Source organism: Nocardia rhizosphaerihabitans (assembly GCF_014646295.1).
Taxonomy (GTDB): Bacteria; Actinomycetota; Actinomycetes; order Mycobacteriales; family Mycobacteriaceae; genus Nocardia; species Nocardia rhizosphaerihabitans.
In genome coordinates, this window is sequence record NZ_BMNE01000009.1 from 28356 (window position 1) to 47994 (window position 19639).

A 19639-nucleotide genomic window follows, 5' to 3' on the forward strand; every position below is an offset into this window, starting at 1 on the left:
GTTCCGGGTAGGTTGCGGTCCGCCGCTGTGCGTTGTCGCACGTCAGGGGGCGTAACGGTTCGATAAATAACATCGCTGTGCGTCTGTTGACCAAATGTCCAGTTGCGCAGCGATTCCGCCAGTTCCGCGGGGTGTTTGCCGGAAATGTAACGTGCGTTATCGCTTCGTGTCGCACGGGTGTTCGATGTGACGCAGATCACACTGCCTGTCATTCGGCGACCCGAACTGGCACGCTCGTAATTGCTGAACGTTAACCGTTTGTGATCAACGGACAGGGTCGTCGGGGACCTTCCGTCACAAACGCCCCGCCTGTCCGTTTCGGCGCGACCGGCCTCGAAAGATCCCCTGCGGATCACCAACCGGCCGTGTCGGGACGGCCGCCCGGAAGGGACCTCATGGTTATGAGCGGCATCTACTTCGAATCGAACAGCAATCTGTCAGTTACCGGCCGAGATCGTCGCGTCACCGCGACTCCCGCCGTCGAATCGTCCATCGCCCCGCTGGCGATGCCCGGGCTGATCATCGGCCTCGTCCTGGTCGGTCTCGGCGTCGTCGCGCTGCTGCGGCTGGGAGACTGGGCGGGCAGTTACGGTCCCGTCCTGGTCCTGCTGGCGTATGTCTTCTACATGGCGGCCGCCGTGCGGCTGGTGCTGTGGGGCGCGGTCACCGTTCGATCGTTGCACCGTCGATAGATTCCGTCCGCTCAGCCGTCGTGCAGGATCTGCGCGGCGGCTTTCAGGCTGTCGGCCGACCCCACGACGATGAGCACATCGCCTGCCGTGAACACGAATTCCGGCCCGGGTGAGGCGAGGGCCGCGCCGGATCGTATGACCGCGACGATCGAGGCCTTGGTGCGGGTGCGCAGCCGGGTGTCGCCGAGCGTGCGGCAGTCGTAGGGCGAGTGCGCCGCGATCGGGAACTGGCCGGTGCTGACCCCGTCGAACTCGCGATGCTCGGCCTCGAGCTGGGCGACCACCTGCGGTGCGCCGAGCAGGCTGGCCAGTGCCGACGCCTCGGTGCTCGACAGGGCGATCTGATCGCTGGCATCGGGATTGCCCGGCCTGCCGACGATCAGATCGATCGAGCCGTCGCGGTGCTCGACGACACCGATGCGCCTGCCGCCCTTGCGCACCGGGAAATCCTTGCGAACGCCGATCCCGGGCAGGGGCGTTACCTCGATCTGCACCTTCCCAGGGTATCCGGACAAAACGGACGCGGTCTGGTCACAGTTGGGCAGCCGTCAGGTCAGGCCTGCGGCGGGTCGACGAAGATGTCGTACTCGAGCTCGCCCGACCCGCCGTAGCCGGACAGATCGGTGACGCCCTCGGCCGCGAGGACATCGACATCGAGGAAGGTGTTGCCGGTCGTCGTGCGGGCGTCGCGGCCCAGGATGGCGACCGCGGCGTCGGCCACGATCTGCGGGGTGCGGGCCTTGGCGATGGCATCGTCGCCGCCGAGCAGGTTCTGCACCGCGGCGGTCGCGATCAGCGTCTGCGGCCACAGGCAGTTCGCGGCGACGCCGTGCTCGGCGTATTCGGCGGCCCAGCCCAGCGTGAGCAGCGACATCCCGTACTTGGCCACCATGTAGGCGGGGTGCTCGCCGAGCCAGCGCGGAGCCAGGTTCAGTGGCGGCGACAGGCTCAGGATGTGCGCGTTCACGCTGCGGCGCAGGTGCGGCAGGCAGGCGCTGGAGAGCAGGTAGGTGCCGCGGATCTGGATCTGCTGCATCAGATCGAAGCGCTTGATCGGCAGTTCCTCGGTCGGGGCCAGTGCGATCGCCGAGGCGTTGTTGACGCAGTAGTCGATGCCGCCGAACCGCTCCACCGTCTGGGCGACGGCGTTCGCCACCGAAGCCTCGTCGCGGACATCGCCGACGACGGCCAGCGCCTGACCGCCCGCCTCTTCGATCTCGGCGGCCGCGGTGTGGATGGTGCCGGGCAGGCGGGGATCGGGCACGTCGGTCTTGGCCAGCAGCGCGATATTGGCGCCCTGGCGCGCTGCGGCGACCGCGATGGCCAGGCCGATGCCGCGGCTGCCGCCGGACATGATCATCGTGCGCCCGGCCAGCGGGAAGGTGGCGGTCATGGGGGAGCTCCTTGTCGTCGACGACGCCGGCGAGGCGGCTGGTGCCCGGTAACGTTACAGATAACAAACGGTCGTGGCAATAGTGAAATATGTAGACTCGACCCGTGCAACACCCTGTGACCGGCTCCGATACCGATGTCCGTCCGGTGTCGGCCCGCTCCGCGCTTGTTCGCATCCTCATCGCGGCCGATTCCCCGACGATGACTTCGCGGGAGATCTGCGCCGCCACCACCGCCGTCGGCTACCCGGAGGCGACCGTTCGCGTCGCCGTCTCCCGGATGGTCGCCGCCGGCGATCTGCTGCGCGAGAACCGCGCCTACACCCTCACCCCGGCACTGCGCGCCCGGCGCACCGAACTCGCCGCGCCGCCGACCCGCCCGTGGACCGGCGACTGGGAACAGGTCGTCGTCACCGCCACCGGCCGCCCGCCCGCCGACCGCGCCGCCCTGCGCGCGACCCTGCTGTCGCTGCGCCTGGCCGAACTCCGTGAGGGCGTCTGGATGCGCCCGGCCAACCTCGACCGCGCCTGGCCCGCCGCCCTCGACGACACCACCTTCCGGCTGCACACCCGGCCCGTCGACGATCCCGCGCTCCTCGCTGCCCGCCTCTGGTCGCTGCCCGCCTGGTCCGCCCGCGGCCACGCGCTGCTGGCGGCCATCGAAACTCCGGACCCCACAGCCAGATTCGCCGCCGTCTGCGCGGGTTTGGATCACCTGACGACCGATCCTGTCCTGCCCGGCGAACTTCAGCCCGACGATTGGCCGGTCGCCCGGCTGCGCACCGTCACCTCGGACTATCTCGAATGGTTCGCCGCGCTCGGCGCGGAATCCGCTGCGCCCTAGCGGTCCCGAGTATCTCCACATCGCCACTACCGAGTGTCGCGCCGATGGCGCGCGGGGTGACATCGACGGCGAATTCCGCGGAAAGCCCAGGCTCCAGCATGTTTTTCACGGTAGTCCTGGTGTGGTTGCGAGGCAGATGAGGTTGTCGCGTCTACCATGGACCCTGCCGTGCGACGTGGCGGCGCCGCATGGTGCATGGGGAAGGGCCCGCCCCGAGAGTTTCGGGGCGGGCCGCACCAGCGCCGGATCGACCGCGTCCAGGCCGTTTTCGGTTGCCGCGCACCAAGGCTCGACTGATGCGCGCGTTACCGGCGGATGCCCAACAACCCGAGCGCGAAGTCGGCGTACTCGGTGGCGATCTGTTCGGGCGTGGCCGGACCATCCAGGCGGAACCACTGCGGCAGAGCGGTGCACATTGTCGAGATCGCGCGCCCCGCGGCCCTCGCGTGTGCTGTGCTGAGGTTCTCCTCGGTGAGCGCGGTGTCGATGTCTTCGTCGAGGAGATATTGGATCTCGTTGCGGGACGCGGTGATCCGGCGGCGATTGTCGGGGTTCAGGCTGCGCATCTCGCTGGCGCCGATGAACGCGAGTTCGCGGCGGTGGGTATGGAACAGGGCGAGTGCTTCGACGACCCGGGTCACCCGGTCGCGCCCGGTGCTCGCCTCTTCTCGGGCCGCGCCGACCCGCCGGTGCAGCTCGTCCATGGTCAGATCGAGCGCCCGCACGAGCAGGTCCTGTTTGTCGCGGTAGTGGTGGTAGACGCCCGGCACGCTCATGCCTGCTCGCTGCGCGATCGACCGCATCGTGGCGCCGTGGTACCCGGTTTCGACGAAGGAGTCGATGGCGGCGGCGAGGACGGGATCGATATCCAGCGGCGGGAACTCGCGCCAGGCCGGGGCCGTCTCGTGCCCCGGATCGGTCGCGGCGCGCTGTCGGGGTACCGGCGTTCGGGTCGGCTGCTCGTCGATGAGCCACTGCGCCGTGGTGCCGAGTTCGGCTGCCAGCAGGTGGAGCCGGGGGACCGAGACACCCGTCTTGCCGGTCTCGATGGCGCTGAGGGTGGCCGGGCTGACATCGATGCGGCGCGCGGTCTCCCGCAACGACAAACCCGCCGCGGTCCTGGCCTGTCGCAGCCGTGCGCCGAGGGCGGTGGGTGCGCCCTCGGGTGTTTTCATAGTGTTCAGAATAGCTGAACGATCCTCGATGGGAAACTCTGGCAATTGACAGCTTTTACCTGACGTGTCAGTGTCGTGGGTGTTCAGTGCCGAGCGAACGTTCGGCAAGTCGAGTCGAGGAGTTGGCCCGTGGCGATCGACCTGTCCCAGCCGCCCGAGGTGCAGCGCCTGGCCGAGTGCACCCGCGCCTTCATTCGCGACCGGGTCATCCCGCTCGACGACGCCGACGACGGCGACATCACCGCCGCGGGCGGCGACGCACTCCGCGCCGATCTGCAGCGGGAAGCGCGCGAGGCCGGTGTGTTCGCACCCCACGCGCCGGTCGAATACGGCGGGCACGGCCTGGGGATGTCGGACCGAGCCCCGATCTTCGAGGAGGCGGGCTACTCCCTGTTCGGCCCGACGGCGCTGAACATCGCCGCGCCGGACGAGGGCAATGTGCACATGCTCGCCCACATCGCCGACCCCGAGCAGAAGGAACAGTTCCTCGCGCCACTCGCGCGCGGTGACGTGCGCTCGGCCTTCGCGATGACCGAACCGGCGCCCGGCGCAGGCTCGGACCCCTCGGCGCTGACCACCCGCGCGGTGCGCGCCGAGGGCGGCTGGCGGATCAACGGCCACAAGTGGTTCATCACCGGCGCCGACGGTGCCGGCTTCTTCATCATCATGGCCCGCACCTCCGGCGAGCCCGGTGACCGCGGCGGCGCGACCATGTTCCTCGCCCCCGCCGACACTCCCGGAGTCCGGGTGGGCAGGCATATCGACACCCTGGACCGGTCGATGCTCGGCGGTCACTGCGAGGTGTTCTTCGAGGACCTGCTGGTCCCGGATTCGGCGGTGCTCGGAGCGGTCGACCGCGGGTTCGAATACGCCCAGGTGCGACTGGGCCCCGCCCGCATGACGCATGTGATGCGCTGGCTCGGCGCGGCCCGCCGCGGCCACGACGTGGCGGTGTCGCGGGTCGCCGAGCGACGTGGATTCGGTTCGCGGCTGGGCGATCTCGGCATGATCCAGCAGATGATCGCCGACAACGAGATCGATATCGCCGCCACCCGCGCGCTGCTGACCCGCGCCTGCTGGGAACTCGACCGTGGCGAGCCGGCGGCGAACGCCACCTCGATCGCGAAAACCTATGCCGCCGAGGCGATCTTCCGGATCATCGACCGCAGCATGCAGATGTGCGGCGGCCTCGGCGTCTCCGCCGACCTGCCGCTGGCCCGGCTGTCCCGCGAGGTCCGTCCGTTCCGGATCTACGACGGTCCGTCCGAAGTGCATCGCTGGGCCATCGCCAAACGCGCGGTGAGTGCGGCCAAGCGTGCACAGCAGGGTGCCGAATGAGTCTGCCCGGCATGGATGTCGCTGCATTGGAACAGTTCCTGCGCGACAGCGGCGTGCCGGTGCGCGGTGCGCTGCGGGTGGAACTGATCAGCGGCGGCCGCTCGAATCTGACCTACACGGCGGCCGACGACCACTCGACCTGGGTGGTGCGGCGTCCACCCGTCGCCGGGCTCACCCCGTCCGCGCATGACATGGCCCGCGAATTCACGGTCACCGAAGCACTTCAAGGCTCGGCGGTTCCGGTCGCGAAAACCGTCGCTTTCGATGCTCAGGGCACCGCACTCGGGGCCCCGATGACCGTCGTCGAATATGTCGACGGCCTGGTGATCCGCGATCAGGACGACCTCGCCACCCTGAGCGACGACCAGGTCGAGGCGAGCGCGGCCGAGCTGGTGCGGGTGCTGGCCCGCCTGCACGAGGTCGATCCGCAGGCGGTGGGGCTCGAGAAGTTCGGGCGACCCACCGGCTTCGTCGAACGCCAGGTGAATCTGTGGGCGTCCCAATGGGATCGGGTGAAGACCCGCGAACTCGCCGACGTCGCCGCGCTGCACGCCGCGCTGACGGAGGCGCTGCCGACCGAATCGGCCGCCTCGATCGTGCACGGCGACTTCCGCATCGACAACACGATCCTGGACGCGACCGATCCGGGCCGCGTGCGCGCCGTCGTCGACTGGGAGATGTCGACCCTTGGCGATCCCCTCACCGATGTCGCCCTGATGTGCGTCTACCGCTCGCCGGTGTTCGACCTGGTCCTCGGCTCGTCGGCCGCGTGGACCAGCGACCGGATGCCCTCCGCCGACACCCTCGCGCAGTCCTACGCCACGGCCTCCGGCCGCGACCTCGGTGACTGGGGCTTCTACCTCGCGCTCGCCAACTTCAAACTCGGCATCATCGGCGAGGGCATCACCCACCGGGCACGGCAGGGCTCCGACTCCGGAGCCGCGGCCGAACGCGCCGCCGAGGCCACCCCGGAGTTCATGGCCGCGGGCCTGCGCGCACTGAAAGGAACCCGGAAATGACCAAGTCCGCCCTGATCAGCGGCGCCTCGCGGGGCATTGGTCTCGGCATCGCGAATCGGCTTGCCCAGCAGGGCTATTCGCTGACCATCACCGCGCGCGACGCCGACCGTCTCGACGTGGTCGCCGCCGAGCTGCGCGCCAACGGCGCCGCCGAGGTGGTCCCGGTCGCCACCGATATGTCCGACGAGGAGGGTGTAGCGCGGGTACTCACCGCGCACACCGACCGATTCGCGACGATGTCCGCCTTGATCCTGAACGCCGGCGTCGGCACCGCGGGCCCACTGGCCGAGTCCTCGATGCGGCGTTTCGACAAGACCATCGCCGTCAACGTGCGCGCACCCATCCAGCTCATCCAGGGCGCCCTGCCGATGCTGCGCGCCGGGGCAGCCGCCGATCCCGGCCACGGCGCGAAAGTCATCGCGCTGTCCTCGATCACCGGCGTCTACGCCGAGGCCGGGCTCGCCGTCTACGGCGCGGCCAAAGCAGCCCTCATCTCCCTGCTCACCACCCTCAACGCCGAAGAATCCGGCAACGGCGTCACCGCCACCTCGATCGCCCCCGCCTACGTCGACACCGACATGAGCGCCTGGATCCACGACCGGATTCCCCCCGAGCGGATGCTCGCGGTCAACGACATCGTCGAGATGGTCGACTCCCTGCTGCGCCTGTCCGCCCAGGCCGTGGTCCCCACGATCGTCATGTCGCGCGCGGGAACCGACGGCTACCGGGCGTAGCCGGGATCAGGCGAGGCGGCGAAGTGGTTCGCTGCGGTAGCGGGCGTGGCCGCCGTCGATCTTCAGCAGCTTCCACAGCTGCTTGGTCACCGGGTTCATCAGCCCGAGCTCGTCGGCCAGTGCGCGCATGTCGCCGAAGAATCCGCTGAGGATCTTGCGGGAGGCGGGGCTGCGCCAGAACGCGTCGGCGAACACCTCGTCGGGGATGTCGAACTTCTTCGCGAACGACTTCGACGGCTTGACGAGCTCGTCGGCGAGCCAGCGCATCGCGATCGGGAAGGCGACGGCGCAGACCGCGGTGCTCACCGGGTTCATCCGCGCGAGGTGGGCGCGCAGGAACTCGTTGGCGAAGGAGATGTGGCGCGCCTCCTCGGCGATGTGGATCTCCATGATCCGCAGCAGCGTCGGCTGGGTCGCGTTGCCCGACCTGATCAGGGCCTTCTGGTAATGATCGATCGGTTCCTCGCCGCCGAGGATGCCGATGAACAGGATGGCCCAGAAATAGCCGCCCGCGACGCCGATGAACGGTGAGGCGAGCTTGAACATCGGCCGCATGCCCGGCACGTCGTCGCCGATGCGGTTGACCAGCTCCTGGAACATCTGGATGTGGTTGCACTCCTCGGTCATCTCGTGGAGGCAGTAGCGGAATTCGGGGGAGCCGTTGGGCAGCGCCATGGCGTACTGCATCATCCCGCGGATGAGGATGGACTCGAAGGCCAGCCCGACCTTGGCGGCATTGGCCTGCCGCCAGCGGCCGATCTCGATCCGTCGCTCGAGCGGCAGCTCCTGATACCACCGGGTGGCGCCCAGCGGGTCGAGCTCGGCCGAGAGCACCCAGCGCGGATCATCACGGTCGATCGCGAATTCTGGTGCGTCCCAGTCGATATCGAGGTAGGGATCGAACCTGCGGTGGACCGACCCCTCCGACAGTGTCAGCAGGGTGTCGGCGTAGTCCGGGTTCGTGGCTGCGGTCTTAGAGAACGTCATTGTTTCTCTCCATCGTCACAAGGATCGCCGTCGAGCCGGCGGGCCCTGATTTGAATGTAACGCACTGTCTCACCTATTTCCAGGGGTGTGCGCAGACCGATCGGGCCCGGCTCAGTCGGCGCGTGGAATCCGGCCGTCGACGTCGGTGAATCCGTAGGCCTCGGCCAGGTCGGCGACCTTGCACGCGGTGCCCGCGCGTGCCGCGCGATCCGGATCGGCGGCCAGGGCAACCACGGCCCGGCCGGGGAAGCGGGGCGTCTCGGCGGCGTTCAGATCGAAGGTGCCCTCGCCCGGCAGGGTGACCTGGCGACGACCCTGATCGTCGGCCGGAACCATTTGCAGCAGTTCGGTATCCACGATGCCGGGCCAGATCGAGATCGCCGTCGCGCCGGTGCCGTCGAGGTCGTGGGCGAGATCGGCGGTGAGCCGGTCCAGGGCGGTCTTGCCGACGCCGTAGACGGCGTTGTGCATGTAGCGCCGCGCACCGGGAGAGGACACGTTGACGATCAGACCGGCCGACTCGATCAGCAGCGGAGCGGCGAAGACGCTGGCCACATAGTGCGACCGCACACCGATGTCGAAGGTCTCGTCCCACGCCTTCGGCGGCACGTCCCAGAATTTGCGCCCGAGCCAGCGGGCGGCGGCGGGGGAGTTGTAGACGTTGTTCACCAGCACGTCGAGCCGCCCCTGCTCGTCGCGGACCTGGGCGAAGAGCTTCTCGACCGCGGCGTCGTCGGCGTGATCGCAGACGACGGCGACCCCGTGTCCGCCCAGCGCGGTGATCTCCTCCGCCGTGGCGTGCACGGTGCCGGGCAACCTACCCGGCGTGGTGGTGCGGCCGGTGACGTACACGGTGGCTCCGGCCGCGCCCAGCTCCTGGGCGATGCCTTTGCCGATACCGCGGCTGGCCCCGGTCACCACCGCGACCTTGCCGGCGAGAATCTTGGGTGTTCCGCTCATGACCTCCAGACACTACCGTCAAAATAAGAACACGTTCTAGAAATGGAGACGGTAGTGGAGCTGACCCATCGATTCCTGGACACCGGCGGCATCCGGATGCACGTCACCGAGCAGGGGCAGGGGTATCCGGTCGTCTTCTGTCACGGCTTCCCGCACACCTCGTTCGTGTGGCACCGCCAGCTCGCAGCGGTCGCCGCGGCCGGATTCCGCGGTATCGCCCCCGACCTGCGCGGGTACGGCCGCACCGATGCCCCCGCCGACGTCGCGGCCTATACGAACGAGGCGGTGATCGGTGACCTGCTGGCGCTGCTCGACGACATCGGCGCCGAGAAGGCCGTGTTCGTCGGTCTCGATTTCGGCGCCCAGCTCGTGTGGGAGCTGTCGCTGCGCGCACCCGAACGCGTGGATGCCGTTGTGGTGCTCAACAATCCGTTCTCCCCGCGACCGCCGCGAGCCCCCTCCGAATTCTGGACCAAGGCGGCGCAGCGGCACTTCCTGCACCTGGCCTACTTCCAGGAGCCGGGCGTGGCCGATGCCGAACTGGCGGCCCGCCCCCGCGAATTCCTCGCCCGCGTGTACTACTCGCTCTCCGGCGACTACCACTACCTCGACACCTGGAAGAATCCGCCGGGACTCGGCTACCTCGACGTCCTGCCACAGGCGCCCGAGCTGCCGTGGCCGTGGCTCTCCGAAGCCGAATTCGACACACTGGCAACGAAGTTCGAACGCACCGGCTTCACCGGCGGCCTGAACTGGTACCGCAATCTCGATCGCAACTGGGCGCTCACCGAAGCCTTCGCGGGCGCGCAGGTCCCGGTGCCCACCTACTTCCTCTACGGCGAGAACGACCCCGACATGGAGGGTTTCAGCGGCCGCGACCCGCTCGCCGTGCTGCGCGCGAACGTCCCGGATCTGCGTGCGGTGGTGAAGGTTGCGGACGCGGGCCACCTCGTGCAACTGGAACGGACCGATGCCGTCGACGAGTTCCTGACCGCCGCGCTGCGTGACCTCGGGGTGGGAGCCCGGGTCGCGCCGTAGGTTTCAGCGCACGCGGTCGAAAGTGAGGGCGATCTCGCCGAGTTCGCCCACCTCGTGGTGAGTGATCGCCCACCGGGAATCCGGCAGGCCGTCGTCGTAGACGCGCCCCTACTAGGGGTCGCCGATGATCTCCGGAGGGAGGAACATCGTTCCCAGCTGGGCCGCGATCGCGCTGGTGTGCTCGACGATGCGTTCGGCATCGACGTCGAGCCCGCCGGTGCGCCAGGCGGACAGCAGTTCGATGAAGCCGCCGATCCCGGCCAGCGTGCTCATGCGGATGGCGGTCTCGTCGACGCCGGGACGCAGATAGGGCCACGCGGCCGCGATCAGCAGATCGGTGGCATCGGTGAGCATGGTCTTGCGCCGCTGCTCGAGGACCGCGCTGCCCGCGTGGTCGGCGAGCAGGATTCTGGCGCGGCCACGGGGGTCGGATTGCAGCTCGACGGCGCGGGCGATGGCCGCGCGCAGGATCTCCAGGGGTGTGCGCTCGGTGTTCTGGGCGACGATGCTCGCCAGGTCGACGAACACCTCGGTGCACACCTCGTCCCAGGCCGCGGCGAGCAGTTCGTCGCGATCGGCGAAATGCTCGTAGAAGTACCGGTCGTTGAGCGAGGTCCGCTGGCAGACGCCGCGCATGGTCACCGCGGCCCAGCCGTTCTCGATCCAGATGCCGAGGGCGGCGTCGACCAGGCTGGTCCGCCGCTGCGCCCTGCGTTGGTCGGCGGTCAGCCCACCCCAGGTTCGTGCCGGTGCGCGCACATCCATGGTTGACAAAGTACTCCTCTGCGAGCCTAATTGGTGTCAGGTGCGGCCAATGGTGGCAGTTGCCACCAGTTCGAGTCTCACCGGGTCGACCCGGGAGTTTCCATGCGACTGTTTCCCTTCGGCGGACGCCGCCGGACCACGAACGCCGATGCCGTGGTGACCGGCGCGGGCAGCGGCATCGGACGTGCCTTCGCCGTCGAACTGGGCAAGCGCGGCGGCCGCGTCGTGTGCTCGGACATCGATCCCGACCGCGCCGCCGAGACCGCCGGACTCGTCGAGGCCGCGGGCGGGAAGGCGATCGGCACCGTCTGCGATGTCACCGCGATCGCCGAGGTCACCCGGCTGGCCGCCACCGCACAGGACTGGTTCGGCGCAGCGCCCACCGTCGTCGTCAACAATGCGGGCATCGGGGCTGGCGGACCGGTGGTCGGCGAGTTCGCCCTCGACGACTGGCAGCGCACGCTCGGCGTGAATCTGTGGGGCGTCATCCACGGCTGCCACGTCTTCGCGCCGATTCTGCGGGAGGCGGGTCGCGGCGCGATCGTGAATGTCGCCTCGGCGGCCGCGTTCGGCGCCGCGCCGCGCATGGCCGCCTACAACGTCAGCAAGGCGGGGGTGCTGGCGCTGTCGGAGACGTTGTCGGCCGAACTGGCAGGCACCGGCGTCGGTGTCACCGTGCTGTGCCCGACCGGCGTGAAAACCAACATCATGCAGGCGGATGCCCCGATGGACGAGACCGCCGAACGGCTCGGTGGACTGCTCCTGCGGTGGACCGGACGCGCGCCCGCCGCGATCGCCCGCACCACCCTCGACGCCGTGGACCACGGCGAGCTGTATGTGGTGCCGCAGCTCGAGGCCAAGATGCTGTGGCAGGCCAAACGGTGGATGCCCGCGACCTATACCCGTTCGGCCGGCCTGCTGGAGCGGGTCGTGCGCTGATCAAGCACAGAAGAAGGAGATCGAACAATGACGTTCGCCTATCCCGATATGCTCGCCACCGTCCGCGCCAAGCAGTGGGCCCTGGCCGACATCGACTGGGACGCGCCGGGTGCCGACACCATCACCGACGAGCAGCGCCCCCGCCTGGCCACCTTCATGGCCGATCTGGTGTGGATCGAACATGTCGGCGCCCGCGGCTTCGCCGCCCTCGTGCACCAGGCGCCGCCCGGCCCACTCCGCGAGATCTACCGGTACTTCCACGCCGAGGAGCAGAAGCACGCCAATGCCGAGCTGGCGCTGATGCGCCGATGGGGCATGCTCGACGGTGACGCGATGCCGGTGCCCAACAAGAACATTCGCCTCGTCATCAGCTGGCTCGACCGCTACGCCGACCAACTGACCCTGCCGGTGCTCGGCACGGTCATTCCCTCGCTCGAGACCGCGCTGGACGGCGCGCTGGTGAAGTTCCTGCTCGACGAGGTCGAGGACCCGGTGTGTCACGAGGTGTTCCGGCACATCAACAGCGACGAATCCCGGCACCTGGCCGTCGGTTTCCAGGTTCTCGAACAGCTCGGGGCCGGACCGCTGCGCCGGATCGCCATCGAGACAGCGGGTTTCGCGGCGCGCCCGTCGTTCGTGCTCGGCGCGCTGCTGTACGCGCCACTGCTGTCGCGGATGTCGACCAATATCATCGCCCTCGGGCTCGACGAGGAGAAACTGTGGCAGGCGGTGCGCCGCTACGAGAATGTCGGGGAACGCAGCCCGGCGATCCGGCGGATCCCGCTGTACCACGTGGTGAAGATGCACGGTAAGGCCACGATCCACCGCCGCCAGCCGTTCCAGTTGCTGGCCGATGTGTCCAATGCGTGTATCGACCGGTTCCCGGTCCGCGTGCTGGGGCGCAGGCCGTCCTGGTCGGACGAACTCACCTACGAACCGGTGGCGAAATGACTCTTCGTTTCGCCGAGACGTTCACCGGCCGCCAGACGCACAGCACCGAATTCGTGCCACGCCACGAATTCACCGGCCGCCGCGTCGCGATCATCGGCAGCGGGGCGGCGGCAGCACGACTGCTGCCCGGCATCGCCGCAGAGGCCGCGCGGGTGACGGTGTTCCAGACCGATGCGGTCTGGATTCTGCCACGCGCGCCGCTTCCCGGTGCGGCGGTCCTGCGCCATACGCCGGAGCGCTTGGTGCGGCTCATCGCTCGCATCAATCTCCGTGTCCAAGTCCATGATTCGTGGCTGCGGCACCGTCTCACACCCGACGACACCGCGGGCGTCGCCGTGCACAACAGCTACTACCGCACGCTGCGGCAACCACACTGCACTCTGGTGACGTGGCCGATCGCACGACTGGTTCCGCTGGGCGTGCGCACGGTCGATGGAATCGAGCATCGGGTCGACACCATCGTCTACGCGGAGGACGCCGAGCACGTCGTCCGCACCGTCGCCCGTCCCGGCCGCCACCGGATGAAGGAGATCGCATGACCACCACCGGAATCGACCACGAGATCATCATCGTCGGCGCCGGATTCTCCGGGATCGGCGCGGCGATCGCGTTGCGCAATGCCGGATTCGACGACTTCCTGATCGTCGACGAAGCCGACGGTGTCGGCGGAACCTGGCATTGGAACACCTATCCCGGTGTCGCCGTGGATATTCCGTCGTTCAGCTACCAGTTCTCCTTCGAGCAGCGCACCGACTGGTCCCGGGTGTACGCACCGGGCAGTGAACTCAAGGCCTACGCCGAATCGTGCGTCGACAAATACGAGCTGCGACCGCGAATTCGGTTCGGCACCACCGTTCTCGGTGCCGACTTCGACGAGGACGCCCGGCGCTGGGTCCTGCACACGTCCGACGGTGGCGAGCTGACCGCGCGTTTCGTGATCAGCGCGACCGGTGTGCTCACCCGGCCCAAGCTGCCGGATATCCCCGGCATCGAGAGTTTCGCCGGCGTCACCATGCACACCTCACGCTGGGATCACCGGCAGGATCTGCGCGGCAAGCGGGTCGCGATCATCGGCACCGGTGCTTCCGCGGTGCAGGTGATTCCCGAGATCGCGCCGGAGGTCGCGCACCTGACGGTGTTCCAGCGCACGCCGATCTGGTGTCTTCCCCGCCCCGATATGCCGTTGCCGCTGCCTGCTCGTTTGGCGTTGAAAGTTCCCGGTGGGCGCACCCTGACCCGGCTGGTGAGCCAGACCTACGTCGAATTCACCTTCCCGCTCGCCGCCCATTACCACCGCTCGCTGCCGACCGCCGCGATCGGGGAACGCGCGGGCCTGGCGCACCTGCGCCGCCAGGTGAAAGACCCGGCCATCCGCGCGAAGCTCACCCCGAAGTACGCGCTCGGCTGCAAACGCCCCAGCTTCTCCAACGACTACCTGTCGACCTTCAATCGCCCCGACGTCACCCTCGAAACCACCACGATCAGCGAGATCACACCGACCGGTGTGCGCACCGCGGCAGGCATCGAGCACACCGTCGACGTCCTGATCCTCGCCACCGGCTTCAAGGTCATGGAATCGGGCAATATGCCGACCTACGACCTGCACGGCGTCGGTGGCCGCGACCTGGAAACCTGGTGGGACGAGAACCGTTTGCAGGCCTACGAGGGCGTCAGCGTCCCCGGTTTCCCCAACTTCTTCTCCATCATCGGCCCCTACGGCTACAACGGCGCGTCCTACTTCACCCTGATCGAGAACCAGACCCGCCATATCCTGCGCTGTCTGCACCACGCCCGCAGCACCGCCGCCGATCGCATCGAGATCAGCGAGGCCGCCAACGATCGCTACTTCCGCGAAATGCTCGCCCGCCGCGGCGGCCAGGTGTTCTGGCAGGACAGCTGCGCCACCGCCAACAGCTACTATTTCGACAAACACGGCGACGTCCCCCTCCGCCCGGCCTCCACCCTCGAAGCCGCCTGGCGCAGCGGCCATTTCGCCCTCACCGACTACGTTTTCACCTGACCGCCGCCGACAGAGAAGGGATCTCATGCCGATCCGCGGTGTGCTGTTCGATGTCGACGACACCCTGTTCGACTACTCGGCCTCGGAAGCGGCGGGTCTGCTCGCGCACCTGCGTCAGGACGGCCTGCTCGACCGGTTTCCCGATCCCGCCGCCGCCGTTGCCCTCTGGCGCGAGATCACCGAGACCGAGTACTCCCGCTTCGCCGACGGGGAGCTCTCGTTCCCCGCACAGCAGCGCGCCCGGGCCCGCAGATTCCTGTCCCATCTGCGACGAACGGCACCGTCGGCTGTCCCCGAGCCGGAGGCCGTGGCGTGGTTCACCGGGTACGACGCGCATCGCCGCGCCGCCTGGTCGGCGTTCCCCGACGCCGAACCGGTGCTGCGGCACCTGACTCCCGGATACCGGCTCGGCATCGTCTCGAACGCCTCGGTCCCGCAGCAGCGCCGCAAGCTCGACGCGGTCGGCCTGCTCGACTTCTTCGGTGACCTGGTGGTGTGCAGCGAAGAGCACGGCGCGGCGAAACCGGCGGCCAGCATCTTCCTCGCCGGCTGCGCACTGCTGGAACTCGAACCGCACGAGGTCGCGTTCGTCGGCGACAAATATCTCGTCGACGCGCTCGGCGCGCACGATGCGGGCCTGCGCGCGTGCTGGCTCGACCGCGCGAACATCCGGAACCGGACGGCTGTCCGCCACGGCATCCACGTCATCGATTCGCTCGAGCTCCTCCCGTCCGTCCTGACGGGATAGCCGTCTCAGCTGCGGAAGTCCGCGAAGTCGAAACCTGGTGCGACGACACAACTCACCAGGACCTCGTCGTCGCCCCCGGGTCGCGCGGCCTGCCAGTGGCCCGCGGGAACCACGTACTGCACCCGGTGACCGGTTTCGATCAGCGGACCGAGCACCACCTGCTCGACGGCGTCGGGCGCGTCGCCGTCCCCACCCAGACTGAGCTCGAGCGGCCCGCCGCGATGCCACATCCACACCTCGTCGGAGCGCACCGCGTGCCAGATCGACTGCTCGCCGGGCGGGAGGGAGGAGGAAGAGGATTCCCGTGGCGGCCGCCCGCACACCGGGATAGCCGTCGGGGGTGAAATCGTGGGTGGTGCGCCAGGTTTCGCGATACCAGCCGCCTTCGGGATGTGGCAGCAGGTCGAGCGTGGCGGCGGTCGACGGCCGGTGCAGCAGCTGCGTATGCCGGCCCGCGGGCCCACGCCGGGCCCAGCGAACATCCGTGACGGCATCGACGGGGACGTCCTCGGTGTTCGGCGAGATCCCGCTGGTGGTGAGTACCAGGACCTGCGCGGCGCCGGGCAGGGCGTCGGCGGTGAGCAGTGCCGTCTCGTCGTTGTCGACGACAACCGCAGTGTCGTCGATCTTCAGCCGGTCACGGGTCGACTGCCACCGCTCGAGTGTTGTCGCGATCATCGGCGCGCTCCTTCTGCTGTTCGGTCGAGTGCCGCCTCCATCGTGCTCTCCTCGGGTGCTCGAGGCGCGGCGGCGTCCGATCTGTCGAGCGTGCGGAAGGGCAACCACCAGTTGGCGGGGCCCATCAGCTGGACCAGGGCGGGGACGAGCAGCATGCGGACCAGGGTCGCGTCCAGGATCAGGGCGATGATCATGCCGAGGCCGAGGAAGCGCATCGGCGTCAGCGGGGACAGGGCGAAGGCGCCGGTGACGAGGATGAGCAGCACTGCCGCGGCGGTGATGACGCGTGCTGTCTTGACCGTGCCGATGCGGACGGCGGTGGCGGTGTCGGCGCCGTCCCGGTGCGCCTCGGACATGCGGGAGAGCAGGAACACCTCGTAGTCGGTGGACAGGCCGAACACGACCGCGATGATCAGGACCAGCATGCCCGCGGGGATCGGGCCCGCGGTGATGCCGAGCGGATCGGCGAGGTGGCCGTGGTAGAAGATCATGGTCAGCACGCCGAAGGTGGCGGCCAGGCTGAGGAATGCCATCGCAACGGCCTTGAGCGGCAACATGATCGAGCGGAAGGCCACCGTCAGCAGCACCATGGTGGCCAGCACCATCATCGCGATCATCAACGGCATCCGCGCGACCATCGAGTCGACGGTGTCGGCGGTCGCCGCGGTGTCGCCGCCCACGGCGAGGGCGGTGCCCGCCGGTGGTTCGAGTGCCCGGATGGACTGGACGGCGGCGGTGGCGTCCTCGCTGCGGTCGGCGGCGGTGAGGAAGGCGTGCAGGACGACGAAGTCGTCGGCGCGGCCCACCTGCAGCACATCGCGGACCCCGGTGATCGCGTCGACGTCGTCGAGTACCGAGGTGACCGCGCCCGACTGCGGTGGGGTGCCGTCGACCCCGCGGATCACCACGGTCGCGCCGCCGGCCGCGGCGGGGAACTTCGCGGTGAGTTCCTCGACGGTGCGGCGCATCTCGCTGTCGGGCGGCAACGCGCGATGGTCGATGTCGCCGAGCTTGATCCCGGTGAGCGGCGCGGCCAGGACGAGCAGAATCGCGCCGACCACGAGCGTTACGACGCCGGGTCGCCGCAGGACGCCGTCGACCACCCTGGTCCAGAAACGTTCGGTGCGGGTTGTCGGCTTGGCGCGCCCGATCCGGGCGCCGAACAGTGCCAGCAGAGCGGGCAGGACCGTCAGTGAGAGACCGGCGGCCAGCGCTACCGCGGCGACGGAACCGATTCCCAGCGAACGCAACACCGCCTGCGGGAACACGAACGTGCCGGCGAACGCACACATCAGCAGCAGGGCGGACAAGGCGACGGTGCGCCCGGCGGTGGCGTAGGTGCGGGTGATGGCAGCGGGAACGTCGCGGCTCTCGGCGTACTCCTCGCGAAACCGGTTGACCAGGAACAAGCCGTAGTCGATGGCCATGCCGAGGCCGAGCAGCGACGCGATATTGACAGCGAAGGTGGTGACCTCGGTGGTCTCGGTGAGCAACCGGATGACGCCGAGCGACCCGGCCACCGCGAGCACACCCACCAGCACGGGCAGTGCGCCCGCCAGCACGCCACCGAACACCAGTACCAGGATCAGCAGCGTCAACGGCAGCGAAATCGACTCCGCCACCACGAGATCACGCTGCGACCGCTCGACGATCTCGGAGTTGAGGGCGCTGTATCCCGAGAGCCGGGTGTCGATGCCCGGCACCCGCAACGCGTCGGCGATCGATGGATACGTGGCGATGCGCGCGGTGTCGTCGCCCGCGGTGAACACCAGCGCCACGGCCTGCCGCCGATCATCCGAGACCAGGAAGTTCTTCACGGGCGGAACTGCGTTCCAATAGCTCTGGACCGGCCGGGCCAGCAGCGCCGGATCGATCCGCTCCAGCGCCGCACCGACCTGCGGGCCGATCTCGTCGACGGTCCGGCCCTCCGGCACGGTGTACAACGCGACCACATCGGGACTCTGCGGCCCGAGATGCTCGGTGACCAGCCGGTCCACCAGGGCCGACTCGCTGCCCTGATCGGTGAACCCGCCCGCGCTGAGCCGCTGGGTGACATCGGCCCCGAACGCCGCGCACAACCCGATGAATACGACGACAGCAGCCAGGACCGTGCGCGGACGAGCGATGACGAGACGAGCCGGCGCGGTCACAGCGACCGGTCCACCGAATCCTGCACGGCGAACTCGGATTCGAGCGTCGCCACGATCCGGTCGAGCAGTGCGTCCAGGCGGGCTTCCACCCCGTCGCCGTTGCGCGCCGACACCGTCAGGTCAGTCCGGCCGTCGAACTCGGTGAGCCCGAACAGCAGCGGCATCGCGACGCTGTGCTGGGGCAGCACATACAGCCCGGTGGGCTGGAAGCCGGGCACTGCCAGCTCCTCGGCGGTGAACCGGCCCATGTGAGACACGGTGGCCGAGGCCAGGTTCCGGCCGAAGCGCGCCCCGAGCCAGTTCGTCGTATGCAGGACACCACGATTGACGACATCGGGCACGAGCGTGATCCGGGTGTTGGCCAGCTGGTTCAGCTCGCGCCGCTCGTGCAGGCCGGTCTTGATCTGCTCCTTGATCTGCGTCCAGTCCCGGCCGGGTTCGATATCCAGGAACAGCGGCAGGGCGAGATTGGCGGTCGAGCGCAGCTCCGGGTCGTGCCTGCGCAGGTCGACCGGCATCATGATGCGCGACGTCCCCGGTGTCTCGGCGGCGAGCAGCGCGCAGACCCGAGCGAGCGCACCCGGTCCTGCCGCATCGATGCTCCGGTGCCGCAACAGATGCCGGGCCACGCCCCGCCGCTGCCTGCCCCGGCCGACTGCGCTGCGGTAGCGCGGCACCATCGCCGTCGGCTTACCCGGCGCCCCGACCCGCGGCACCAGTTCCTGATCCGCGATCGGGTGCGGCTGGGGGATCGGCTCCTCGCCGCGCAGTGCGCGCAGCACATTCCGCACCCACAGCACCATGCCCATGCCGTCCATCACGCCGTGGAAGACCCGGAACACCAGCGTCGCCGGCGCGCCGGTCAACAGCAGCACCTCGACAGTGGTGTCCGGCGTCGGCCCGATCGGGCTGGTGAGCACGGGATCCGTCTCGAGCGCGGGCGCGTGGAGCACGTGGCCGCGCACCACCCGCACCGCGGGGGTGATGCCGCTGTCGACCCATTCCGCACCGCGGCGCACCAGCCGCGCGCCGGGGGTCACCGCCGCGGCGGCGGCCACCGCCCGGCCCAGCCGCGCTGGGTCGATATCGCCCTCGCCGGGGATGACGAGTTGCATCAGGAACGGCGGCGCGAGATCGCGCATGGGGAAGTACATGCGTTCCGTCGTCGTGATCGGTCGGCGGAAGGCGGTGCTGCCGTTCATGATTACCT

19 protein-coding genes and 1 pseudogene are annotated in these 19639 nt (G+C 68.9%); 11 read left to right on the top strand and 9 right to left on the bottom strand.

Annotated elements, in window-relative coordinates:
• The first annotated feature begins 401 nt into the window (after window positions 1-401).
• Entirely contained in the window at window positions 402-692 is a 291-nt protein-coding gene (locus IEY60_RS29400) for a hypothetical protein (RefSeq protein ID WP_189033773.1), read from the top strand.
• Between the two features lie 11 nt (window positions 693-703).
• On the opposite strand, the gene IEY60_RS29405 is transcribed toward IEY60_RS29400, so the two are convergent.
• Window positions 704-1186: a cation:proton antiporter regulatory subunit gene (locus IEY60_RS29405; protein WP_189033774.1), complete on the bottom strand. Its 483-nt coding sequence runs from the start codon at window positions 1184-1186 to the stop codon at window positions 704-706.
• A 59-nt stretch (window positions 1187-1245) separates the two neighbouring features.
• Window positions 1246-2085 carry an SDR family oxidoreductase gene (locus IEY60_RS29410; RefSeq protein WP_189033775.1) on the bottom strand — a complete coding sequence of 280 codons (840 nt, stop codon included), beginning with the start codon at window positions 2083-2085 and terminating at the stop codon, window positions 1246-1248.
• Between the two features lie 104 nt (window positions 2086-2189).
• Here IEY60_RS29410 and IEY60_RS29415 point away from each other — a divergent pair, with 104 nt between their 5' ends.
• Window positions 2190-2927, top strand: coding sequence for a PaaX domain-containing protein, C- domain protein (locus IEY60_RS29415; RefSeq protein WP_229740233.1), 738 nt, complete (start codon window positions 2190-2192; stop codon window positions 2925-2927).
• Between the two features lie 305 nt (window positions 2928-3232).
• On the opposite strand, the gene IEY60_RS29420 is transcribed toward IEY60_RS29415, so the two are convergent.
• Window positions 3233-4102 carry a TetR-type transcription factor C-terminal domain-containing protein gene (locus IEY60_RS29420; protein ID WP_189033776.1) on the bottom strand — a complete coding sequence of 290 codons (870 nt, stop codon included), beginning with the start codon at window positions 4100-4102 and terminating at the stop codon, window positions 3233-3235.
• Window positions 4103-4231: 129 nt separating this feature from the next.
• Here IEY60_RS29420 and IEY60_RS29425 point away from each other — a divergent pair, with 129 nt between their 5' ends.
• The 3 genes from IEY60_RS29425 to IEY60_RS29435 are packed head-to-tail and all read left to right on the top strand — an operon-like array spanning window position 4232 to window position 7193.
• Window positions 4232-5440, top strand: a complete 1209-nt coding sequence (locus tag IEY60_RS29425; RefSeq protein WP_189033777.1) for an acyl-CoA dehydrogenase family protein — start codon at window positions 4232-4234, stop codon at window positions 5438-5440.
• Entirely contained in the window at window positions 5437-6459 is a 1023-nt protein-coding gene (locus tag IEY60_RS29430) for a phosphotransferase family protein (RefSeq protein ID WP_229740234.1), read from the top strand. Before IEY60_RS29425 ends, IEY60_RS29430 begins: the two co-directional genes overlap by 4 nt.
• Window positions 6456-7193 (top strand): SDR family NAD(P)-dependent oxidoreductase, encoded by a 738-nt coding sequence (locus tag IEY60_RS29435; protein WP_189033778.1) that lies wholly within the window; start codon window positions 6456-6458, stop codon window positions 7191-7193. Before IEY60_RS29430 ends, IEY60_RS29435 begins: the two co-directional genes overlap by 4 nt.
• Before the next feature lie 6 nt (window positions 7194-7199).
• Here the strand turns inward: IEY60_RS29435 and IEY60_RS29440 are convergent, their stop codons facing one another.
• The gene (locus tag IEY60_RS29440; RefSeq protein WP_189033779.1) at window positions 7200-8180 is read right to left on the bottom strand and encodes an AurF N-oxygenase family protein; all 981 of its coding nucleotides are present in this window, start codon (window positions 8178-8180) and stop codon (window positions 7200-7202) included.
• 111 nt (window positions 8181-8291) lie between these two features.
• Window positions 8292-9140, bottom strand: coding sequence for an SDR family NAD(P)-dependent oxidoreductase (locus IEY60_RS29445; RefSeq protein ID WP_189033780.1), 849 nt, complete (start codon window positions 9138-9140; stop codon window positions 8292-8294).
• Window positions 9141-9182: 42 nt separating this feature from the next.
• Here IEY60_RS29445 and IEY60_RS29450 point away from each other — a divergent pair, with 42 nt between their 5' ends.
• A complete protein-coding gene (locus IEY60_RS29450; RefSeq protein ID WP_189033781.1) occupies window positions 9183-10178 on the top strand; it encodes an alpha/beta fold hydrolase in 996 nt (331 codons plus the stop codon).
• A 111-nt stretch (window positions 10179-10289) separates the two neighbouring features.
• On the opposite strand, the gene IEY60_RS29455 is transcribed toward IEY60_RS29450, so the two are convergent.
• Complete coding sequence (locus IEY60_RS29455; protein ID WP_189033782.1) at window positions 10290-10943, bottom strand: TetR/AcrR family transcriptional regulator; 654 nt, start codon at window positions 10941-10943, stop codon at window positions 10290-10292.
• Between the two features lie 102 nt (window positions 10944-11045).
• Between IEY60_RS29455 and IEY60_RS29460 the strand changes: the two genes are divergently transcribed.
• From IEY60_RS29460 to IEY60_RS29480, 5 genes are read left to right on the top strand one after another with little or no spacing between them, the layout of a single operon-like run.
• Window positions 11046-11882 (top strand): SDR family NAD(P)-dependent oxidoreductase, encoded by an 837-nt coding sequence (locus IEY60_RS29460; protein ID WP_189033783.1) that lies wholly within the window; start codon window positions 11046-11048, stop codon window positions 11880-11882.
• A 27-nt stretch (window positions 11883-11909) separates the two neighbouring features.
• Window positions 11910-12833 carry a ferritin-like domain-containing protein gene (locus IEY60_RS29465; protein WP_189033784.1) on the top strand — a complete coding sequence of 308 codons (924 nt, stop codon included), beginning with the start codon at window positions 11910-11912 and terminating at the stop codon, window positions 12831-12833.
• Window positions 12830-13372, top strand: a complete 543-nt coding sequence (locus IEY60_RS29470; protein ID WP_189033785.1) for an NAD(P)/FAD-dependent oxidoreductase — start codon at window positions 12830-12832, stop codon at window positions 13370-13372. Before IEY60_RS29465 ends, IEY60_RS29470 begins: the two co-directional genes overlap by 4 nt.
• On the top strand, window positions 13369-14853 hold the full coding sequence (locus IEY60_RS29475) for a flavin-containing monooxygenase (protein ID WP_189033786.1): 1485 nt from the start codon (window positions 13369-13371) through the stop codon (window positions 14851-14853). Before IEY60_RS29470 ends, IEY60_RS29475 begins: the two co-directional genes overlap by 4 nt.
• 25 nt (window positions 14854-14878) lie before the next feature.
• Complete coding sequence (locus IEY60_RS29480) at window positions 14879-15601, top strand: HAD family hydrolase (protein WP_189033787.1); 723 nt, start codon at window positions 14879-14881, stop codon at window positions 15599-15601.
• A 5-nt stretch (window positions 15602-15606) separates the two neighbouring features.
• Here the strand turns inward: IEY60_RS29480 and IEY60_RS36050 are convergent.
• The 3 genes and pseudogenes from IEY60_RS36050 to IEY60_RS29495 form a co-directional block, all read right to left on the bottom strand.
• A pseudogene (locus IEY60_RS36050) lies at window positions 15607-16039 on the bottom strand (cupin domain-containing protein).
• Window positions 16040-16275: 236 nt separating this feature from the next.
• The gene (locus tag IEY60_RS29490) at window positions 16276-18429 is read right to left on the bottom strand and encodes an MMPL family transporter (protein ID WP_189033788.1); all 2154 of its coding nucleotides are present in this window, start codon (window positions 18427-18429) and stop codon (window positions 16276-16278) included.
• Window positions 18426-19631: a peptide synthetase gene (locus IEY60_RS29495; RefSeq protein ID WP_189033789.1), complete on the bottom strand. Its 1206-nt coding sequence runs from the start codon at window positions 19629-19631 to the stop codon at window positions 18426-18428. The genes IEY60_RS29490 and IEY60_RS29495 overlap by 4 nt, the downstream gene beginning before the upstream one ends.
• Window positions 19632-19639: the final 8 nt, after the last annotated feature.